Source organism: Pseudomonas sp. KK18 (assembly GCF_037094675.1).
Classification (GTDB): Bacteria; Pseudomonadota; Gammaproteobacteria; order Pseudomonadales; family Pseudomonadaceae; genus Aquipseudomonas.
The window spans coordinates 3,684,523-3,703,916 of record NZ_CP146605.1 but is presented as its reverse complement, the minus strand read 5'-3'; the positions used below and the strand labels follow the sequence as shown (position 1 = coordinate 3,703,916).

At 62.9% G+C, this 19,394-nt stretch carries 11 protein-coding genes; 8 read left to right on the top strand and 3 right to left on the bottom strand.

Annotated features, from left to right (window positions below):
* The first annotated feature begins 80 nt into the window (after nucleotides 1-80).
* The 6 genes from V6607_RS16835 (at nucleotide 81) to V6607_RS16810 (ending at nucleotide 12,581) form a co-directional block, all read left to right on the top strand.
* Nucleotides 81-1,832 (top strand): type I secretion system permease/ATPase, encoded by a 1,752-nt coding sequence (locus V6607_RS16835; protein WP_134326662.1) that lies wholly within the window; start codon nucleotides 81-83, stop codon nucleotides 1,830-1,832.
* Complete coding sequence (locus tag V6607_RS16830; RefSeq protein ID WP_134326661.1) at nucleotides 1,829-3,163, top strand: HlyD family type I secretion periplasmic adaptor subunit; 1,335 nt, start codon at nucleotides 1,829-1,831, stop codon at nucleotides 3,161-3,163. The genes V6607_RS16835 and V6607_RS16830 overlap by 4 nt, the downstream gene beginning before the upstream one ends.
* A gap of 2 nt (nucleotides 3,164-3,165) precedes the next feature.
* On the top strand, nucleotides 3,166-4,503 hold the full coding sequence (locus V6607_RS16825) for a TolC family outer membrane protein (protein ID WP_003217106.1): 1,338 nt from the start codon (nucleotides 3,166-3,168) through the stop codon (nucleotides 4,501-4,503).
* A gap of 215 nt (nucleotides 4,504-4,718) precedes the next feature.
* Nucleotides 4,719-7,676 (top strand): autotransporter serine protease, encoded by a 2,958-nt coding sequence (locus V6607_RS16820; RefSeq protein ID WP_134326660.1) that lies wholly within the window; start codon nucleotides 4,719-4,721, stop codon nucleotides 7,674-7,676.
* A 184-nt stretch (nucleotides 7,677-7,860) separates the two neighbouring features.
* Nucleotides 7,861-10,971 (top strand): autotransporter serine protease, encoded by a 3,111-nt coding sequence (locus tag V6607_RS16815; RefSeq protein ID WP_134326659.1) that lies wholly within the window; start codon nucleotides 7,861-7,863, stop codon nucleotides 10,969-10,971.
* A gap of 179 nt (nucleotides 10,972-11,150) precedes the next feature.
* Nucleotides 11,151-12,581: a lipase gene (locus tag V6607_RS16810; protein ID WP_008433771.1), complete on the top strand. Its 1,431-nt coding sequence runs from the start codon at nucleotides 11,151-11,153 to the stop codon at nucleotides 12,579-12,581.
* Nucleotides 12,582-12,769: 188 nt separating this feature from the next.
* Here the strand turns inward: V6607_RS16810 and V6607_RS16805 are convergent, their stop codons facing one another.
* The gene (locus tag V6607_RS16805; RefSeq protein ID WP_003217100.1) at nucleotides 12,770-12,994 is read right to left on the bottom strand and encodes a YgdI/YgdR family lipoprotein; all 225 of its coding nucleotides are present in this window, start codon (nucleotides 12,992-12,994) and stop codon (nucleotides 12,770-12,772) included.
* A gap of 188 nt (nucleotides 12,995-13,182) precedes the next feature.
* Here V6607_RS16805 and V6607_RS16800 point away from each other — a divergent pair, with 188 nt between their 5' ends.
* Together V6607_RS16800 and V6607_RS16795 are read left to right on the top strand one after the other, a co-directional pair.
* On the top strand, nucleotides 13,183-14,832 hold the full coding sequence (locus V6607_RS16800; protein WP_102604640.1) for a VRR-NUC domain-containing protein: 1,650 nt from the start codon (nucleotides 13,183-13,185) through the stop codon (nucleotides 14,830-14,832).
* The gene (locus V6607_RS16795; RefSeq protein WP_134326658.1) at nucleotides 14,829-17,117 is read left to right on the top strand and encodes an ATP-dependent DNA helicase; all 2,289 of its coding nucleotides are present in this window, start codon (nucleotides 14,829-14,831) and stop codon (nucleotides 17,115-17,117) included. The genes V6607_RS16800 and V6607_RS16795 overlap by 4 nt, the downstream gene beginning before the upstream one ends.
* On the opposite strand, the gene V6607_RS16790 is transcribed toward V6607_RS16795, so the two are convergent.
* Nucleotides 17,077-18,285, bottom strand: coding sequence for a serine hydrolase domain-containing protein (locus V6607_RS16790; protein WP_134326657.1), 1,209 nt, complete (start codon nucleotides 18,283-18,285; stop codon nucleotides 17,077-17,079). The genes V6607_RS16795 and V6607_RS16790 overlap by 41 nt on opposite strands.
* Nucleotides 18,286-18,343: 58 nt before the next feature.
* The gene (locus tag V6607_RS16785) at nucleotides 18,344-19,303 is read right to left on the bottom strand and encodes an oxidoreductase (RefSeq protein ID WP_134326656.1); all 960 of its coding nucleotides are present in this window, start codon (nucleotides 19,301-19,303) and stop codon (nucleotides 18,344-18,346) included.
* Nucleotides 19,304-19,394 lie beyond the last annotated feature (91 nt).

Genomic DNA, 19,394 nt, shown 5'->3' with positions numbered 1-19,394 from the left:
GATTTTAATGTTTGCCCGCCCCTTAATGGGGCGCTCGGTAAACTATTGCGCGTCATTCGGCTCAGGGAAGATCAGGCAACATGGCGAAGACCACTCCCGTTGCACCACTGTTCAAGGCACTCGGCGACTACAAAAGTATTCTGATCAGTATTGGCTGTTTCACGGCATTGATTAACGTATTGATGTTGGTGCCGTCGATTTATATGTTGCAAGTCTACGACCGCGTGCTGTCTTCACAGAACGAAACCACCCTGGTGATGCTGACGCTGATGGTGGTGGGGTTCTTCGCCTTTATCGGTGTGCTGGAGGTGATCCGCAGCTTTATCGTGATTCGCATCGGCAGCCAGCTGGAGCGGCGTTTCAACCTGCGGGTCTACAAGGCCGCTTTCGAGCGCAACCTGCAACGGGGCGAAGGCCATGGCGGGCAATCCTTGGGGGACCTGACCCACATCCGCCAATTCATCACCGGGCCTGCGCTGTTCGCGTTTTTCGACGCGCCGTGGTTTCCGATCTATCTGTTCGTGATTTTCCTGTTCAACGTGTGGCTGGGTGTCTTGGCCAGTGCCGGTGCCGTGCTGCTGATTGCCCTGGCGTGCCTTAACGAATACCTGACCAAAAAGCCTCTGGGTGAAGCCAGCGGGTATTCCCAGCAATCCACCCAATTGGCCACCAGCCACCTGCACAACGCCGAAACCATCCAGGCCATGGGCATGCTCGGTGCATTGCGCAAGCGCTGGTTCAAGGTGCATTCGCAGTTCCTGGGCCTGCAGAACAAGGCCAGCGACACCGGCTCGATCATCAGTTCCCTGAGTAAATCCCTGCGCCTGTGCCTGCAATCGTTGGTGCTGGGCCTGGGTGCGCTCCTGGTGATCAAGGGCGACATGACCGCCGGGATGATGATCGCAGGCTCCATTTTGATGGGCCGGGTGTTGAGCCCCATCGACCAGTTGATCGCCGTGTGGAAGCAATGGAGTTCGGCCAAGCTGGCCTACCAGCGCCTGGACAACCTGATGCGCGAGTTTCCGCCCCAGGGCGAGCAGATGGCCTTGCCGGCGCCCAAGGGCAATGTGAGTTTCGAGCAAGTCAGCGCAGGCCCGCCGGGGCGACGTGTGCCGACCTTGCATCAAGTCAGCTTCAACCTGACTGCGGGCGAAGTGCTCGGCGTGCTGGGTGCTTCCGGCTCCGGCAAATCAACCCTGGCCCGCGTGCTGGTGGGCGTATGGCCAACCCTGGCGGGCACCGTGCGCCTGGACGGAGCCGACATTCATCGCTGGGACCGCGACGACCTCGGACCGCATATCGGTTATCTGCCCCAGGACATCGAACTGTTCAGCGGCAGCATCGCCGACAACATCGCGCGCTTTCGTGAAGCCGACCCGGAGCGGGTGGTGCAGGCCGCCCAACAGGCTGGTGTGCACGAATTGATCCTGCGCTTGCCCCACGGCTACGACACCGTGCTCGGCGACGAGGGCAGCGGCCTGTCCGGTGGGCAGAAACAACGGGTCGCCCTGGCCCGCGCGCTGTACGGCGGGCCACGCCTGATCGTGCTCGACGAGCCCAACTCCAACCTCGACACCGTGGGTGAAGCCGCCCTGGCCAGCGCGATCATGCAGATGAAAGCCCAGGGCAGCACGGTGGTACTCGTGACTCACCGTTCCTCGGCGTTGGCCCAGGCCGACAAGCTGCTGGTGCTGAACGAAGGTCGTTTGCAGGCATTTGGTCCGAGCCAGGACGTGCTGCGCGCACTGTCCGGCCAGCAGGAAGCACCACGAGAAAAGGCCGGGGTCAGCCTCAGCCGTCAGTATCAAGCCGGAAGGAATCCAGGCGCATGAGCAGCGACAGCAGCATTCAAATCAACCGCGATTACGAACAGACCCATCCCGAGCACGACGCGCGTTTCTTCGCCCGCATGGGCTGGCTGCTGACGGTGGTCGGCGCCGGCGGGTTTTTCCTCTGGGCCAGTCTGGCGCCGCTGGACCAGGGGATCCCGGTACAAGGCACGGTGGTGGTCTCGGGCAAGCGCAAGGCGGTGCAAACCCTGAGCCCCGGCGTGGTCAGCCGGATCCTGGTGCGTGAGGGCGAGGCGGTGAAGCAGGGCCAGCCGCTGTTCCGTCTCGACCAGACGCAGAACCAGGCCGACGTGCACTCCCTGCAAGCCCAGTACCGCATGGCCTGGGCCAGCGTGGCACGGTGGCAGAGCGAGCGGGATAACCAGTCGACGATCACCTTTCCGCCCGAGCTGAGCGGCAACCCGGATCAAGCCCTGGCACTGGTCCTCGAAGGCCAGCGTCAACTGTTCAGTAGCCGCCGCGAAGCCTTTGCCCGGGAACAGGCCGGGATTCGCGCCAGTATCGAGGGCGCTACGGCGCAACTGAACGGCATGCGTCGCGCCCGTAGTGACCTGACGGCCCAGGCGCAATCCCTGCGTGACCAGTTGAACAACCTGCAACCCCTGGCCGACAACGGCTACATCCCGCGCAACCGGCTGATGGAATACCAGCGGCAACTGTCCCAGGTGCAACAGGACCTGGCGCAGAACACCGGCGAAAGCGGGCGGGTGGAGCAGGGCATCCTCGAGTCGCGCCTCAAGTTGCAGCAGCACAGCGAGGAGTACCAGAAGGAAGTGCGCAGCCAACTGGCCGACGCGCAGCTGCGCAGCCTGACCCTGGAACAACAACTGACCTCCGCCGGTTTCGACCTGCAGCACAGCGAGATCAACGCGCCCGCCGATGGCATCGCGGTCAACCTGGGCGTGCACACCGAAGGCGCCGTGGTGCGTGCCGGTGAAACCCTGCTGGAAATCGTGCCCCAGGACACCCGCCTGGAAGTCGAAGGGCGCCTGCCGGTGCACCTGGTGGACAAGGTCGGTGCGCACTTGCCGGTGGACATTCTCTTCACCGCCTTCAATCAGAGCCGCACGCCGCGGGTGCCGGGGGAGGTGAGCCTGATCTCCGCCGACCAGATGCTCGACGAAAAAACCGGCATGCCTTACTACGTGCTGCGCACCACCGTCAGCAGCAGCGCCCTGGAGAAACTCCATGGCCTGGTGATCAAGCCGGGGATGCCCGCTGAGATGTTCATCCGCACCGGCGAGCGCTCCTTGCTCAATTACCTGTTCAAGCCGCTGCTGGACCGCGCTGGCTCGGCGTTGACCGAGGAATGAGCATGAAGCCGATGTTCATCGCCTTGCTGCTCGCCTGCGGCAGCGCCCAGGCCGCCATGGGCCCGTTCGATGTCTACGAACAGGCCCTGCGCAACGACCCGGTATTCCTTGGTGCCATCAAGGAGCGCGACGCCGGCCTGGAAAACCGCACCATCGGCCGCGCCGGCCTGCTGCCCAAGCTCTCGTACAACTACAACAAGGGCCGCAACAACTCCCAGGCCACCTTGCCCGACGGGCGCGGCGGCAATTATCACGATGACCGCAACTACAACAGCTATGGCTCCACGTTCACCCTGCAACAGCCGCTGTTCGACTACGAAGCCTATGCCAACTACCGCAAGGGCGTGGCCCAGGCACTGTTTGCCGACGAGAGCTTCCGCGACAAGAGCCAGGCGCTGCTGGTGCGGGTGCTGACCTATTACACCCAGGCGTTGTTTGCCCAGGACCAGATCGACATTGCCCGCGCCAAGAAAAAGGCCTACGAGCAGCAGTTCCAGCAGAACCAGCATCTGTTCCAGCAGGGTGAGGGCACCCGCACCGACATCCTGGAAGCCGAGTCGCGCTATGAGCTGGCGACTGCCGAAGAGATCCAGGCGCTGGATGAACAGGACGCCTCGCTGCGCGAACTCGGGGCGCTGATTGGCGTGCAGAGCGTCAACATCAACGACCTGGCCCCGCTGAACCCGGGGTTTGCCGCCTTCACCCTGACCCCGGCCAATTACGACACCTGGCACGAACTGGCGCTGACCAACAACCCCAACCTGGCCTCGCAACGCCAGTCCGTGGAAGTGGCGCGTTATGAAGTGGAGCGCAACCGTTCGGGGCACCTGCCACGCATCACGGCGTATGCCAGCTCGCGCCAGCAGGAATCCGACAGCGGCAACACCTACAACCAGCGCTACGACACCAACACCATCGGCATCGAAGTCAGCATGCCGTTGTATGCCGGTGGCGGCGTCTCGGCTTCCACCCGCCAGGCCAGCCGCGCCATGGAGCAGGCCGAGTACGAACTGGAAGGCAAGACCCGCGAAACCCTGATCGAACTGCGACGCCAGTTCAGTGCTTGCCTGTCGGGCGTCAGCAAGTTGCGGGCGTATCAAAAGGCGCTGACTTCGGCTGAAGCGCTGGTGGTCTCGACCAAGCAAAGCATCCTCGGGGGCGAGCGGGTCAACCTCGATGCGCTGAACGCCGAGCAGCAGTTGTACAGCACCCGTCGCGACCTGGCCCAGGCACGGTACGACTACCTGATGGCCTGGACCAAATTGCATTACTACGCGGGCAACTTGCGTGACACCGACCTGGCCAAGGTGGACGAGGCGTTTGGTCCTGAGAGCCGCTGATGCCTGGACGAGTAGCACTTGGTGCAAGGGAGCTTTGGTGGCGAGGGCGCTTGTTTTGGCAAGGGAGTTTTCTGTGGCAAGGGCGCTTGTTGTGGCGAGGGAGCTTGCTCCCGCTGGGCTGCGTAGCGGCCCCAAGATCTTGGGAGCGCTGCGCACTCCAGCGGGAGCAAGCTCCCTCGCCACAGGTATTTCAACAATAAGAAAAGGGACTCTTCATGATCACTGGTTCACCTCGCTTCAAACCCTTCACCGCAGGCTCCTTGCTGCTGCTGTCAGTGGCGGCCCACGGGCAGTACATCGAAGCCGGCAAAGTCGGCGACCCCGGCAGTTGGCGTTCCGCCGAGTTCCAGAGCGACTGGGGCCTGGAGCGGATGAAAGCCAACGAGGCCTATGCGAGCGGCATCACCGGCAGTGGCGTGAAGATCGGCGCCCTCGACTCGGGTTTCGACCCCAACCATCCCGAAGCCTCAAAAGACCGCTATCACGCGGTCACCGCCAGTGGCACCTATGTCGATGGCAGCCCCTTCACCACCACCGGCGCGCTCAACCCAAACAATGACGCCCACGGCACCCACGTGACCGGCACCATGGGCGCGGCCCGCGATGGCGTGGGCATGCACGGCGTGGCGTACAACGCGCAGATCTACGTCGGCAACACCAACGCCAGCGACAGCTTCCTGTTCGGCCCCTCGCCAGACCCCAAGTACTTCAAGGCGGTGTACAGCGCGCTGGTGGATTCCGGCGTGCGCGCGATCAATAACAGTTGGGGCAGCCAACCCAAGGATGTCAGCTACCAGACCATTGGCGACCTGCACGCTGCCTATGCCCAGCACTACAACCAGAACACCTGGCTGGATGCCGCTGCGGAGGTGGCCAAGGCCGGGGTGATCAACGTGTTCAGTGCTGGCAACAGCGGCTACGCCAACGCCAGCGTGCGTTCGGCCTTGCCTTATTTCCAGCCGGAGCTGGAAGGCCACTGGCTGGCGGTATCGGGCCTGGACAAGGCGAACAACCAGAAATACAACCAGTGCGGCATCGCCAAGTACTGGTGCATTTCCACCCCCGGGGCGTTGATCAACAGCACCATTCCCGATGGCGGTTATGGGGTGAAATCCGGCACCTCGATGTCGGCGCCCCATGCCACCGGCGCACTGGCGCTGGTGATGGAACGCTATCCATACCTGAACAACGAACAGGCCTTGCAGGTGCTGTTGACCACGGCCACCCAGCTCAATGGCGCGGTCACCGATGCACCGACCACCCAGGTGGGCTGGGGCGTGCCGGACCTTGGCCGGGCGATGCACGGGCCCGGGCAATTGCTCGGGCCGATGAATGTCACGTTGGCGGCCGGGCAGGGCGATGTGTGGAGCAATGCGATCTCCGACAAGGCGCTGATCCAGCGTCAGGCCGAAGACAGCGCCGAAACCCTGGCCTGGCAGCAAACCCTGCGCGACAAGGGCTGGGAGAACGGCGTGGGCGCCGGCGCGAGTCAGCAGGACCAGACGGACTATGCCGTTGGCACTGCCCGTGCTGCAGCCGCGGCCAAGCGTATCTACGAAGGCAGCCTGACCAAATCCGGTGCGGGCAGCCTGATCCTGGCGGGCGACAACACCTACCGTGGCCCGACCACCGTGAATGGCGGCCGGTTGGCGGTGAATGGCTCGCTGACGTCCGCGGTGACGGTCAATGACAGCGGCACGTTGGGCGGCTCCGGTCGCATCGCGGCGTTACAGGTCAATAGCGGCGGCACCGTGGCGCCGGGCAACTCCGTGGGCACCTTGCAGGTGGCCGGAGATGCAAACCTCGCCGCCGGCTCGACCTATGCGGTCGAACTCACCCCCACCACCAGCGACCGGATTGTCGCCACGGGCAAGGCAATCCTCGGCGGCGGCACCGTGACCCTGGCCCTGGAAAACAGCCCGACCCTGCTCAGCCTGCAACAGGCGGAAAGCCTGGTGGGGCGCCAGTACAACATCCTCCAGGCGGCTGGCGGGATCCAGGGCCAGTTCGGTGCCGTGTTGCCCAACTACCTGTTCCTCGGCGGCACCCTCGACTATGCCGCCAACGGTGTGCAACTGGGCATTGCCCGCAGTGATGCGAGTTTCGCCAGTGTCGGTGCCACTCGTAACCAGCGTTCGGTGGCGGCGGCCGCCGAGCAGTTGGGCGCCGGTAATCCGGTGTACGAAAGCATCCTGCGGTCAGACTCGGCAGCCACGGCGCAGTCGGGTTTCCAGCAGCTGTCGGGAGAAATCTACCCGGCCATCGGCACAATGCTGATCAATGACAGCCGCCAGGTACGCGATGCCGTGGGCGAGCGCCTGCGCCATACGCCGGTTACCGGTGAGAGCAACGTGTGGGTCAAGGCGCTCGGCAGTTGGGGCAAGACCGACAGCCGCAGCGACACGGCAGGCTACACCAGCTCACTGGGCGGCATGCTGGCCGGTGTCGACGGCGCGCTGGACGAGCAGACCCGTGCCGGTCTCGTGGCCGGTTACAGCGACAGCTCGCTGAACATGGGCAGCGGCACGCATTCATCGGCGTCCATCGACAGCTACCACCTCGGCGCCTACGCCGGGCATGAGCTGGGCAATTGGCGCTTGAGCGTCGGCGGTGCCTACAGCTGGCATCGCGGCGACGTGAAACGCGACTTGCAGTACGGCGAAGTCAGCGGCAAGCAGAAGACCAAGCTGGATGCGCGCAGTGCCCAGGTATTTACCGAAGCGGCCTACCGTTTGAACGTGTCCTCGGTGGCGCTGGAGCCGTTCGCCAACCTGGCTTACGTGCATCTGGACAACGAGCGCTTTCACGAGAAAGGCGACGCCGCCGCGCTGGAGCGTGGCAGCGATAGCCGCGATGCAGTGCTGAGCACCCTGGGCCTGCGGGCGGCAAAAACCTTCCCTCTCAACGACCGCCAGCAACTGGACGTTTCCGGCTCGCTGGGCTGGCAGCACAGCCTGAGTGCCGTTGAATCCGAAGAGCACCTGGCGTTTGTCGCCGGAGGGCCGTCGTTTGCGGTGCAAAGCTCGCCGTTGATGCGCGACGCGGCATTGGTGGGCGTGCAGGCGAGCCTGGCGTTGAGCAAAAGCACACGGGTCAACCTCGACTACACCGGCCAATTGGCTGGCCGGGAAAAAATCCAGGGTGTGGGGTTGAGCCTGAACTGGCAGTTCTGAGCAAGATCCTGAGGCCGAAAGAGGTCAACTGTGGGAGCGGGCTTGCTCGCGAATGCGGTGTGTCAGTCGACGCACCTGTAACTGAGCCACCGCATTCGCGAGCAAGCCCGCTCCCACATTGGGTCGGCGACGCTTGGGAGAAACGTGATTTATACAAGTGCAATAAAAACTAAGGAAGGTCACCGTGAAAAAAACAAAACGAGGGTTTCAATCCGCCATCCCAACAGGCCCGGGCTACCCGCTCAAGGCCCTGAGCTGCGTGCCATACGGCGCGTTGCTGTGTTGCCTGGCCAGCCTGGGTACCGCCCAGGCCGCACCCTACGTGGAAAGCGGAAAACTGGGGGACGCTGCCAGCTGGCGCAGCAATGAATTCAAGGCCGATTGGGGCCTGGGCGCCGTGCATGCAGACGCCGCCTACGCCGCCGGCTACACCGGCAAGGGTGTGAAGCTGGGGATCTTCGACCAGCCGGTGTATGCCCAGCATCCGGAATTCGCCAGCCCCGGCAAAGTGGTCACGCTCGTGACCGAAGGCATTCGCCAATACACCGACCCGTATATCCCGGTGAAAGCCGGGGACGCGTTTCGCTACGACGGCACGCCTTCCCTGGGTTCCAACGGCAAGCTCGGCAATCACGGCACGCACGTAGGCGGGATCGCCGCGGGTAACCGCGACGGCGGGCCAATGCACGGCGTGGCGTTCGATGCGCAGATCATCAGCGCCGAAAACGGTGACCCGGGCCCCGAAGACGGGATCATCCTGGGCAACGACGGTGCGGTCTACAAAGCCGGTTGGGACGCGCTGGTGGCCAGCGGCGCACGCATTATCAACAACAGCTGGGGCATCGGCATCGGTGACCAGTACGCCAAGGGCGGCCGAGATCCGGCATTCCCCAACTTCACGGTCTATGAAGCCCAGGCGCAGTTCAATAACATTCGGCCGATCCTTGGGACGATCGCAGGTGGCGCTTATCAGGGCGCCATTGATGCGGCCCGCAGCGGCGTGCTGACGATCTTTGCCGCCGGCAACGACTACAACCGCAACAACCCGGATGCGATCTCGGGCCTGGCGTACTTCGTGCCGGAGATTGCACCCAACTGGCTGTCGGTGGCGGCCTTGCAACAGAATCCCGACACCGCCAGTTCCGATCCTTACGTGATCAGTACGTTTTCCTCGCGCTGCGGGTATGCCGCCAGCTTCTGCGTCGCGGCCCCCGGCACCAAGATCTACAGTTCGGTGATCAACGGCACCTCCCTGGAAAACCTGACCACCGACTACGCCAATTTCAACGGCACCTCCATGGCCGCGCCGCATGTGGCCGGCAGTGCAGCGGTGTTGATGGAGCGCTTCCCGTACATGAGCGGCGACCAGATCTCCACGCTGCTGAAAACCACCGCGACCGACCTCGGCGCACCGGGCATCGACTCGCTGTACGGTTGGGGCATGATCAACCTGGGCAAGGCCATCAACGGCCCGGGGATGTTTGTGACGGCTGAGGATATCCCGGCGGAGTTTCGTATCGACGGCGCCTACGGCTCCGGCCAGTTTGTCGCGGACCTGCCAGGGATTGGCGCCGTGGTGGATGCCGGCAAACCGACCCAGCGCACGTGCACCGATGTGCATTGCGGGCTGGATGTGTGGAGCAACGATATCTCCGGGCATGGCGGCCTGACCAAGCAGGGCATTGGCGCGCTGGTACTGACCGGCACCAACACCTACAGCGGCCCGACCCTGGTCAACCAAGGGTTGCTGGCGATCAATGGCTCGATCACCTCCGACGTTACCGTCAGCAGCAGCGGCGTAGTGGGCGGTTCCGGGCGCATTGGTTCGCTGACAGCGAACAGCGGCGGTACCGTGGCGCCGGGCAACTCCATCGGCACCCTGAACGTGGCCGGGGATGTGAACTTCGCGGCGGGCTCCACCTATGCGGTGGAGTTGTCGGCCACCAACAGTGATCGCATCGTCGCCGGTGGCAAGGCCACCCTCAGCGGCGGCACGGTGACCCTGGCCCTGGAAAACAGCCCGACGCTGCTGACCCAGACCCAGGCCGAAAGCCTGATCGGTCGCCAGTACAACATCCTGCAGGCTGCGGGCGGGATTACCGGCAGCTTCGGTTCGGTGCTGCCCAACTATCTGTTTATCGGCGGCACCCTGAACTACGCCGCCAACGGCGTGCAGCTGGATGTGGGGCGCAATGCCAACACCTTTGCCAGTGTGGCCGCCACCCCGAACCAACGTTCGGTGGCCGCTGCTGCCGAGCAGTTGGGCGCGGGCAACGCCGTGTACGAAAGCCTGTTGCTGGCGCCGAATGCGGCCTCGGCCCAGGGTGCATTCCAGCAGCTGTCCGGGGAGATCTACCCGGCGCTGGAAACCGCGTTGGTGAATGACAACCGCTACCTGCGCGAAGCCGTGGGCGAGCGTTTGCAGCAAGGGGCAATGGGCGCATCGAGCCAGACCGTCGACAGCCGTGGCAACGTCTGGGTCAAGGCGTTGGGCGCCTGGGGCAAGACCAACAGCGGCAGCGATACGGCGGGCTACACCACCTCCATCGGCGGCATGCTGGCGGGTGTGGACGGCGCGTTGGATGAAGACACCCGTGTAGGCCTGGTGGCAGGGTACAGCGACACGTCGCTGAACATGGGCAGCGACACCCATTCCCGGGCATCGGTGGACAGCTATCACCTGGGTGCGTATGCCGGGCATGAAATCGGTGCCTTGCGCTTGAGCGGTGGTGCGACCTACAGCTGGCACCGCGCCGATGTGAAGCGCGAGCTGCAATACGGTGAAGTCGCCGGCAAGCAGAAAGCCAAGGTGGATGCCCGCAGTACCCAGGTGTTTACCGAGGCGGCGTATCGCCTGAACCTGCAACCCCTGGCCCTGGAACCGTTCGCCAACCTGGCGTACGTGCATCTGGATGCCGATGGGTTTACCGAGAAGGGTGATGCGGCGGCCTTGAAGGGCCGGGATGACAGCCGCGATGTGGTGTTGAGTACCCTGGGTGCTCGAGCGCTGAAAACCTTGAATATCAATGACCATCAGCAACTGGAGCTTTCCGGCACCCTGGGTTGGCAGCACAACCTGAGCAGCGTCGATTCCGAGCGGCACCTGGCGTTTGCCTCGGGCGGCCCTTCGTTCACTGTGGAGAGTTCGTCGATGGTGCGTGATGCGGCATTGGTGGGGGCGCGGGTCAGCCTGGCGCTGAGCAAGGAGGCGAAGGTGAATCTGGATTACAACGGCCTGCTGGCAAGCAAGGAGAAAGTCCATGGGGTGGGTTTGAGCCTGGACTGGGCTTTCTAAACACTGCGGTTCGAAATGTGGGAGCGGGCTTGCTCGCGAAAGCGGTGTGCCAGTCGGTGGATGGGTTGACTGATCCACCGCCTTCGCGAGCAAGCCCGCTCCCACATTGATCCGGTTCCAATCGTCCATTTGTGCAGATTCGGCTTTCTCGACAATTCCAACAAAAGAGAGGCAATACCATGGGTGTTTTCGACTATAAAAACCTCGGCACCGAGGGCTCCAAAGCGTTGTTCGCCGATGCCATGGCGATCACGCTGTACTCCTATCACAACCTGGACAACGGCTTTGCCGTGGGTTACCAGCACAACGGTTTTGGCCTGGGGCTGCCCGCCACTCTGGTGGGGGCGCTGCTGGGCAGCACCGATTCACAGGGGGTTATTCCAGGGATTCCCTGGAACCCCGACTCGGAAAAAGCCGCCCTCGAGGCGGTCAACAAGGCCGGCTGGACGCCCATCAGCGCCAGTACCCTGGGCTACGGCGGCAAGGTGGACGCCCGGGGCACGTTCTTCGGTGAAAAGCCCGGCTACACCACCGCGCAGGTGGAAGTGCTGGGCAAGTACGATGGCGACGGCAAGCTGCTGGAAATCGGCATTGGTTTTCGCGGGACTTCGGGGCCTCGGGAAACCTTGATCAGCGACTCCATCGGCGATCTGGTCAGTGACCTGCTGGCGGCGCTGGGGCCCAAGGACTACGCGAAAAACTACGCCGGCGAAGCCTTTGGCACCTTGCTCAAGGATGTCGCGGCGTATGCCGGCAGTCATGGCCTGACGGGCAAGGACGTGGTGGTCAGCGGTCATAGCCTGGGTGGCCTGGCGGTCAACAGCATGGCCGACCTGAGCGGCAATAAATGGTCGGGGTTCTACAAGGACTCCAACTATGTGGCCTATGCCTCGCCAACCCAGAGTGCCGGCGACAAGGTGCTGAACATCGGTTATGAAAACGACCCGGTGTTTCGCGCGCTGGACGGCTCGTCGTTCAACTTCTCGTCACTGGGCGTGCACGACAAGCCCCATGAGTCGACCACGGACAATATCGTCAGCTTCAACGATCACTACGCGTCGACGCTGTGGAATGTCCTGCCGTTTTCCATCGTCAATGTTCCCACCTGGCTTTCTCATTTGCCCACCGGGTATGGGGATGGCATGACGCGGGTCCTGGACTCGCAGTTCTACGACCTGACCAGCCGGGACTCGACGATTATCGTGGCCAACCTGTCGGACCCGGCCCGGGCCAATACCTGGGTGCAGGACCTCAACCGCAATGCCGAGCCGCACAAGGGCAACACGTTCATCATCGGCAGTGATGGCGATGACTTGATCCAGGGTGGCAAGGGTGTAGATTTCATCGAGGGCGGCAAGGGCAATGACACGATCCGCGACAACAGCGGGCATAACACCTTTCTGTTCGGCGGGCAGTTTGGGCAGGACCGGGTGATTGGTTATCAGCCGACCGACAAGCTGGTGTTCCGGGATGTGGAGGGCAGTGCGGACTGGCGTGACCACGCCAAGGTGGTGGGGGGCGATACCGTGCTGAGTTTTGGCGCGGACTCGGTGACGCTGGTTGGCGTCGGGCTCGCCGGGGTTTGGGGTGATGGGGTTTCCATCGGCTAAGTAGCGCCACGGATTGATCGTTCCCACGCTCTGCGTGGGAACGCCGCCCCGGACGCTCTGCGTCCAACGGCCAACCCACGGTTCATGTCTTGCGCAGTGGTGACGCGGAGCGTCACAGGATGCATTCCCACGTAGAACGTGGGAACGATCATGGCAAAGAAAAGTGGGAGCCGACGGGCTCCCACTTTTTATTTCTCCTTCATCACGGTCGCGACGTCATCGGCCTTGACGCGAATATGCTTGCCGGCGATATCGGTGAATTCGTAGAAGCCATCGGCGGTTTTCGCGTTGGGCACGTCCTTGGTCAGGTATTGAGTGCCGTTCTGCAACGTCACCACCGTCTGCGTGGAGCAACCGGCCAATACCAGCAACGTCAACATACCCACCGCCAGACCCAAATTCTTCATGCTCATAACCCTTACCCTGATCCTTCGAAAACCCCGCACCTGAGCGGTCGGGGGAGACTCATTTAATGTGGCTGACAGCCATCTGATCATTATTACGCAAAAAGTTGCGTGTGCCTTTGATCTATTACTGATTGCAACAGTCGGTCAGGGACGGCACTCTGTATGCATAAACAGTGGTTGATCCAGTGCCTGAAATGTCCAATCCCCTAGAGGATCCGCTCTATTACCTGCATAACTTCCGCCAAGTGCTCGCCTGGCTGGGGCAGCGTTATGCCGATTTGCTGGCCCCGGACGAAGAGCATTTCATTCAGCAATTTGACAGCTTGCCGCAGGCATCCCAGGCGTTACTGGTACGCATGGTGATGCGCAAGGGCGCGCATTTCCGGGCGGGCAAGCTCAACTATGTCGAGATCGGCGCGGTGCACGAGGCGGTCGTGCCTTTGCTGGAACAGGGTTGGGTGACGGACCAATGCCTGTTGTCGTTCGGCGAGCTGTTCGGCCTGTTGCAGAAAGCGGAAATCCTGGCGGCGTTCAAACCCTGGATCGAGCAACCCAAGGCCAGGAAGGCTGACTGGCTGGAAACGCTGTCAATGCAGTTTTGTGAACTGCGTCACTTCCAGCACTGGTGCCCGGACCTGGCCGATCAGCTTTACAGCCTCACCGTGATGGAACTGTGCGACCGCCTGCGCCTGATGTTCTTCGGTAATCTCTATCAGGACTGGTCGGAATTTGTGCTGGCGGACCTGGGGATCTTTACCTACGAGAAAGTCGAATTCTGCGCCGAATCCCGCGGTTTGCGCAGCCGTGACGATGTGCACGGCTTCCTGTTCCTGCATCAGTGCCAGCAGGCCTTTGAAGCGGGCGAGGCACTCGATGGCGTGCTGGAACAAATCGCTACCTTGCACACCGACAACCCCTGGCTGGAGAAACGTCGGGCCAAGCTGTTGTTCCAGGTGGGCCAGTATTGTGAGCGCAGCGCCGAGTTGGCCCTGGCGGAAGCTATCTACCGGGGCTGCACCTATCCCGGCGCACGGGCGCGGCTGATCCGGGTGCTGGAGCGCCAGGAGGATTTTGCCCAGGCGATGGGGCTGGCCCGTGAGGCGCAACAGGCCCCGGAAAGCGCTGCCGAACAGCAGCACTTGCTGCGCGTGATACCCAGGCTGCGACGCAAGCTCGGCGAGCCGGCGCTGCCCAGGGCAAAACCCCGCGAGATCGTGCGCCTGGACCTCGAACTGCCGGCTCCGGAACCGATGATGTCGGTGGAGTATTGCGTACAGGCGCACCTCAGTGACCATGGTGCACCCGTGCATTACGTCGAGAACAGCCTGATCAATTCGCTGTTTGGCCTGCTGTGCTGGCCGGCGATTTTCGCGCCGTTGCCGGGGTCGTTTTTCCACCCGTTCCAGCGCGGGCCGGTAGACCTGCACAGCGAGGATTTTCATCTGCGGCGTGCCGAGCTGTTCGCCGAGTGCCTGGGCCAACTGGACGGTGAGCGCTACAAGCACACCATTCGCCAGCGTTATGTAGACAAATGGGGCATCCAGTCACCCTTCGTGTTCTGGAACGTGCTCAGCGAAGAACTGCTCGACCAGGCCCTCGACTGCCTGCCAGCGGCGCACCTGCGCCACTGGTTCGAACGCCTGCTGCTGGATATCCGCGCCAACCGCGCCGGCATGCCCGACCTGATCCAGTTCTGGCCCGAAGAAAAAACCTACCGCATGATCGAAGTCAAAGGCCCCGGTGATCGCCTGCAGGACAACCAGCTGCGCTGGCTGGAGTTCTGCGGCGAACACCAGATGCCCGTCACTGTGTGTTATGTGCGCTGGGCGGGGCAGGCCGCTTGAGCTACAGCGTTGCGGTGCGTGCGTTATGTGAATTCACCGCCAAGGTCGGCGACCTCGACCTGCGCTTTACCCCGTCTCCCAGTGCCCAGGAAGGGATTGTCGGCCACCGCACCGTGGCCTCGCGGCGCAGCGCCCATTACCAGAATGAAGTCGCGCTGGAGGGCGAATACCAGCAGTTGAAAGTCCGGGGCAGGGCGGATGGCTACGACCCGGACCGCAACCAGCTGGAAGAGGTGAAAACCTATCGCGGCGACCTGGACAAACAACCGGCCAACCACCGGCAACTGCACTGGGCCCAGGTCAAGGTCTACGGCTGGTTGATGTGCCAGAAGCTCGGGTTGTCGGAGATTGTCCTGGCGCTGGTGTACTTCGACATTGTTGGCGAGCACGAGACGCTGCTCAGCCAACGGTTTCAGGCTGACGACCTGCAGGCATTCTTCGTGCAGCAATGCACCCTATTCCTCGGCTGGGCCGAACAGGAAATGCACCAGCGCGAAGCCCGCAATGCCGCAGCGGTTGCCCTGGGCTTTCCCCATGCGGCGTTTCGCCCGGGCCAGCGCGCCCTGGCGGAAACGGTCTACAAGGCGGTCAGCACCGGCCGCTGCCTGATGGCCCAGGCGCCTACCGGAATTGGCAAGACCGTCGGCACGATTTTCCCGATGCTCAAGGCCATGGCGCCGCAACAGCTGGACAAGGTGTTCTTCCTGACCGCCAAGACCCCGGGCCGCAAACTCTCGCTGGATGCGGCGCAGGTGCTGTATGACAGCAGCCCCGATCTGCCATTGCGGGTGCTGGAGCTGGTGGCGCGGGACAAGGCCTGCGAACACCTGGACAAAGCCTGCCATGGCGACTCCTGCCCACTGGCGAAGGGTTTTTATGACCGCTTGCCGGCGGCCCGCGAAGCTGCTTCCCGCGTGCGCCTGCTGGACCAGCGCAACCTGCGGGAAGTCGCCTTGGCCCATGACGTCTGCCCCTATTACCTGAGCCAGGAAATGGCACGCTGGGCCGACGTGGTGGTCGCCGACTACAACTATTACTTCGACTTCGGCGCCATGCTGTTCGGCCTGGCCCAGCTCAACCAGTGGCGCGTCGCGGTGCTGGTGGACGAAGCCCACAACCTGGTGGAGCGTGGCCGCTCGATGTACAGCGCGGCCCTCGACCAGTACACGCTCAAGACCCTGCGCGAGATCGCACCCGAGCCGCTGAAAAAGCCGCTCCAGCGCCTGAACCGTGAGTGGAATGCCCTGCACAAGGAGCAAGTGGCACCTTATCAGGCCTACGCCCAGAAACCCGACAAACTGCTGCAGGCGCTGAGCCTGTGCACCAGCGCCATGGGTGAATATTTCAACGACCATCCCGAGGCACTCAATGGCGAACTGCAAGCCTTCTACTTCGAGGCCTTGCAGTTTGCCAAGGTCGCCGAGCTGTTCAACGAACACTTCATTTTCGACATCAGCAAACGCGAACTCAGCGGCAAGCGCAGTTCATCAAACCTGTGCCTGCGCAACGTGGTGCCCGCCGAATTCATTCGGCCCCGGCTGACGGCGGCCCGCAGCAGCGTGCTGTTTTCCGCAACCCTGAGCCCACGGCACTACTACGCGGACTTGCTGGGGATGCCGCCTGACACCGCCTGGGTGGATGTGGAATCGCCGTTCAAGGCCGAGCAGCTGCGGGTGCATATCGTCGACCGGATCTCCACCCGGTTTGTGCATCGCCAGGCGTCCCTGGAGCCCATCGTCGAGCTGATTGCAGCGCAGTTTGCCCAGGCTCCGGGCAACTACCTGGCGTTTTTCAGCAGCTTCGATTATCTGCAGCAAGTGGCGCATTTGCTTGCCGAGCGGCACCCGCGCATCCCGCTGTGGCAGCAGTCACGGGGCATGGCCGAGGCTGAACGCCAGGCATTTCTCGACCAGTTCACCCAGCACAGTCAGGGCATCGGGTTTGCCGTGCTTGGCGGCGCATTCGGCGAAGGCATCGACCTGCCGGGCACCCGGCTGATCGGCGCGTTTATCGCCACCCTGGGCCTGGCGCAACTCAACCCGGTGAACGAGCAGCTCAAGCTGCGGATGGGCGCGATTTTCGGCGCCGGTTATGACTACACCTACCTTTATCCGGGCATCCAGAAGGTGGTGCAAGCCGCGGGCCGGGTGATCCGCAGCCAGCAGGACCGAGGGGTGGTAATGCTGATTGATGACCGGTTTGGCGAAGCGCGGGTGCGGCAGTTATTGCCGCGCTGGTGGTCGATCACTGCGGCGGATACACCGCATCCCGCAACTGGTGGGTGAACTGGCCGGACATGCCTTCGTAAGCCGTATTGGTCAGTGCCACCACCGTAAGCTTCTGCTGCGGGTCGACAAACCAGCTGTGACCGTAGGCGCCGCCCCATTCAAAGGTGCCCCGGGATTGCGGTGTGCCTGTCAACGCCGGGTCATCCAGCACCGCCCAGCCATAACCGAACCCCCAGCCCGGGTCCTGGGTTTGCGCCTTGGCGCCGACCGAATCGGTGATCATCAACTGCACGCTGTGTGCCGACAGGATCGGAGCGCCGCCCCGGCGAATGGTTTCCAGGAACCGCGCAATATCACCTGCCGTCCCGGCCATGCCTGCGCCGCCGGAAGGGTAGGCCTGGGGATCGAGAATCCGCCGCACATCAAACAGCGCGGTGCTGTTGCCCGAGGTGATCGTAGCCTTGTCGACCATGCGCAACGGCTGTGGCGAGCCATCCTGATAGGCGGCGGACAGGCGTTTTATATCCGTCACGGAAAACCCGGTATTGCTTAGCCCCAGTGGTTCGGTCACCGAGTCGCGGAGCAATGCCGGCAGGCTCTTGCCGGACGCTTTTTCCAGCACCGCACCCAGCACATCGGTGGCCATCGAATACTGCCAGCGGGTACCCGGCGGGTAACTCAAGGGCACGCTGGCGATGCGCTTCAGGTTCTCGGCAAAGCTGATTTCCGGCTCGCCCAAACCATCGGAAACCCCGGCGGTGCGGTAGGGTCCGTGCGGGCTTTCCAGAAATCCGTAGCTCAGGCCGGCTGTGTGGTTAAGCAACTGGCTGACGGTGATCACCGGGATGGTGCCATCCGCCAGCTTGGGATTGAAGTCGGGCAGCCAGCGGCTGACCGGATCGTCCAGGCCCAAGCGACCTTGTTCCACCAGGTGCATCGCGGCGGCGGATACCAGCGGTTTGGTCACCGATGCCAGGCGAAAGATCGTGTCCTCTGTCATCGGGCGCCCGTCTTCGCGGTCCGCCAAGCCGGCAGCACGGTGATAAACCAGCTGCCCGTCCCGCAGCACCAGCACCACGGTGCCCACCAGGCGATTGTCGGCAATGGCGCTGTCGACCACCGCATCCACGCGCTTGGCGAGCAGTGGGTCGTGGCTGTCGGCGCAGGCGAGGGTGGCGCAAAGGGAGGCGGCAAGGGGCACGAGGTATCTGGCAGGAGGCTGCATGGTTCAGGTCGCTCATTGGCAGTGCATGACTGCCAAATATGAACGCTGGGGTCCCGGACTACAACGTGACATTGCACAACTGCTGACTCACTGCCCATAAGCGTTCGGCCTGCTCCGGGTCGACAGCCCAGGGCCATACGCCGTTACGGCTGGTGTCATCCTGCGACCAAGCGGCCACATCGCAATCTTCGCAGTAGAGTCCGCCCATGCCCTCCAGTTGCGGGCTGACAGCGCACCACACCGAGGTCGCGGCGCCTTGCTCGGGGCTCTTGTAGTGACTGGCGCTGCGGATATTGCCGTGCTCATCCAGTGCGCCGACGAATGCCAGGTCGTCCTTGTCCAGGTAGCGGATCAGGTCGGTGAGGATTTCCCCCGGGTGCACGGAAAATGCGCGCACACCCTCCGCTTTACCTCGTCGGTCCAGTGCTACCGCGAACAGTGCGTTGGCGGTTTTTGATTGGCCGTAGGCGAGCCACTTGTCATAGGGGCGGTGTTCAAATTGCGGGTCATCGAAATGCACAGGGCTGAGACGATGGCCGAGGGATGATACCGAAACCACTCGTGCGCCATTAGCCTCACGCAGCGCCGGCCACAACCGCGCGGTTAGCTGGAAGTGGCCCAGGTGGTTGGTGGCGAACTGCGCTTCGAAACCTCGCGTATCCCGTTGCAGTGGTGTGGCCATGATTCCGGCGCTATTGATCAGAAGGTTCAATGCCCGGTCGCTGGCGAGGAAGTTTTCGGCAAAACGGTCGATGGAAATCGGGTCGAGTAAATCCAGGCTGGCGTGTTCAACACCGATGATGCCCGAGAGGTTGCGTTCGGCCTTTTCAGGATCCCGCGCGGGAACGATCACCTGCGCACCCGCGTCGACCAACACGCGAACCGTTTCCAGGCCAATGCCGGAGTAGCCACCGGTGACAATCACCGTCTTGCCTCGCAAATCGCTGCCCGCCAAGGCTTGCTGGGCGGTAGTGCCGGCATCGAAGCCGCTGCCAATTGGGGTTTGTTTGTCAGCCATGAAAGATCTCCTTATGGGAGGCCTAGAGTCTCTCGCTGGAGCCCGGACGCGGAATGCCCTAGAGTCCGTGTTTCTGTCGCGATCGTCCGGA

Coding starts and splice junctions, on each gene's coding strand:
- V6607_RS16835 (WP_134326662.1), top strand. CDS start 81: ATGGCGAAGACCACTCCCGTTGCACCACTGTTCAAGGCACTCGGCGAC.
- V6607_RS16830 (WP_134326661.1), top strand. CDS start 1,829: ATGAGCAGCGACAGCAGCATTCAAATCAACCGCGATTACGAACAGACC.
- V6607_RS16825 (WP_003217106.1), top strand. CDS start 3,166: ATGAAGCCGATGTTCATCGCCTTGCTGCTCGCCTGCGGCAGCGCCCAG.
- V6607_RS16820 (WP_134326660.1), top strand. CDS start 4,719: ATGATCACTGGTTCACCTCGCTTCAAACCCTTCACCGCAGGCTCCTTG.
- V6607_RS16810 (WP_008433771.1), top strand. CDS start 11,151: ATGGGTGTTTTCGACTATAAAAACCTCGGCACCGAGGGCTCCAAAGCG.
- V6607_RS16805 (WP_003217100.1), bottom strand. CDS start 12,994: ATGAGCATGAAGAATTTGGGTCTGGCGGTGGGTATGTTGACGTTGCTG.
- V6607_RS16800 (WP_102604640.1), top strand. CDS start 13,183: ATGTCCAATCCCCTAGAGGATCCGCTCTATTACCTGCATAACTTCCGC.
- V6607_RS16790 (WP_134326657.1), bottom strand. CDS start 18,285: ATGCAGCCTCCTGCCAGATACCTCGTGCCCCTTGCCGCCTCCCTTTGC.
- V6607_RS16785 (WP_134326656.1), bottom strand. CDS start 19,303: ATGGCTGACAAACAAACCCCAATTGGCAGCGGCTTCGATGCCGGCACT.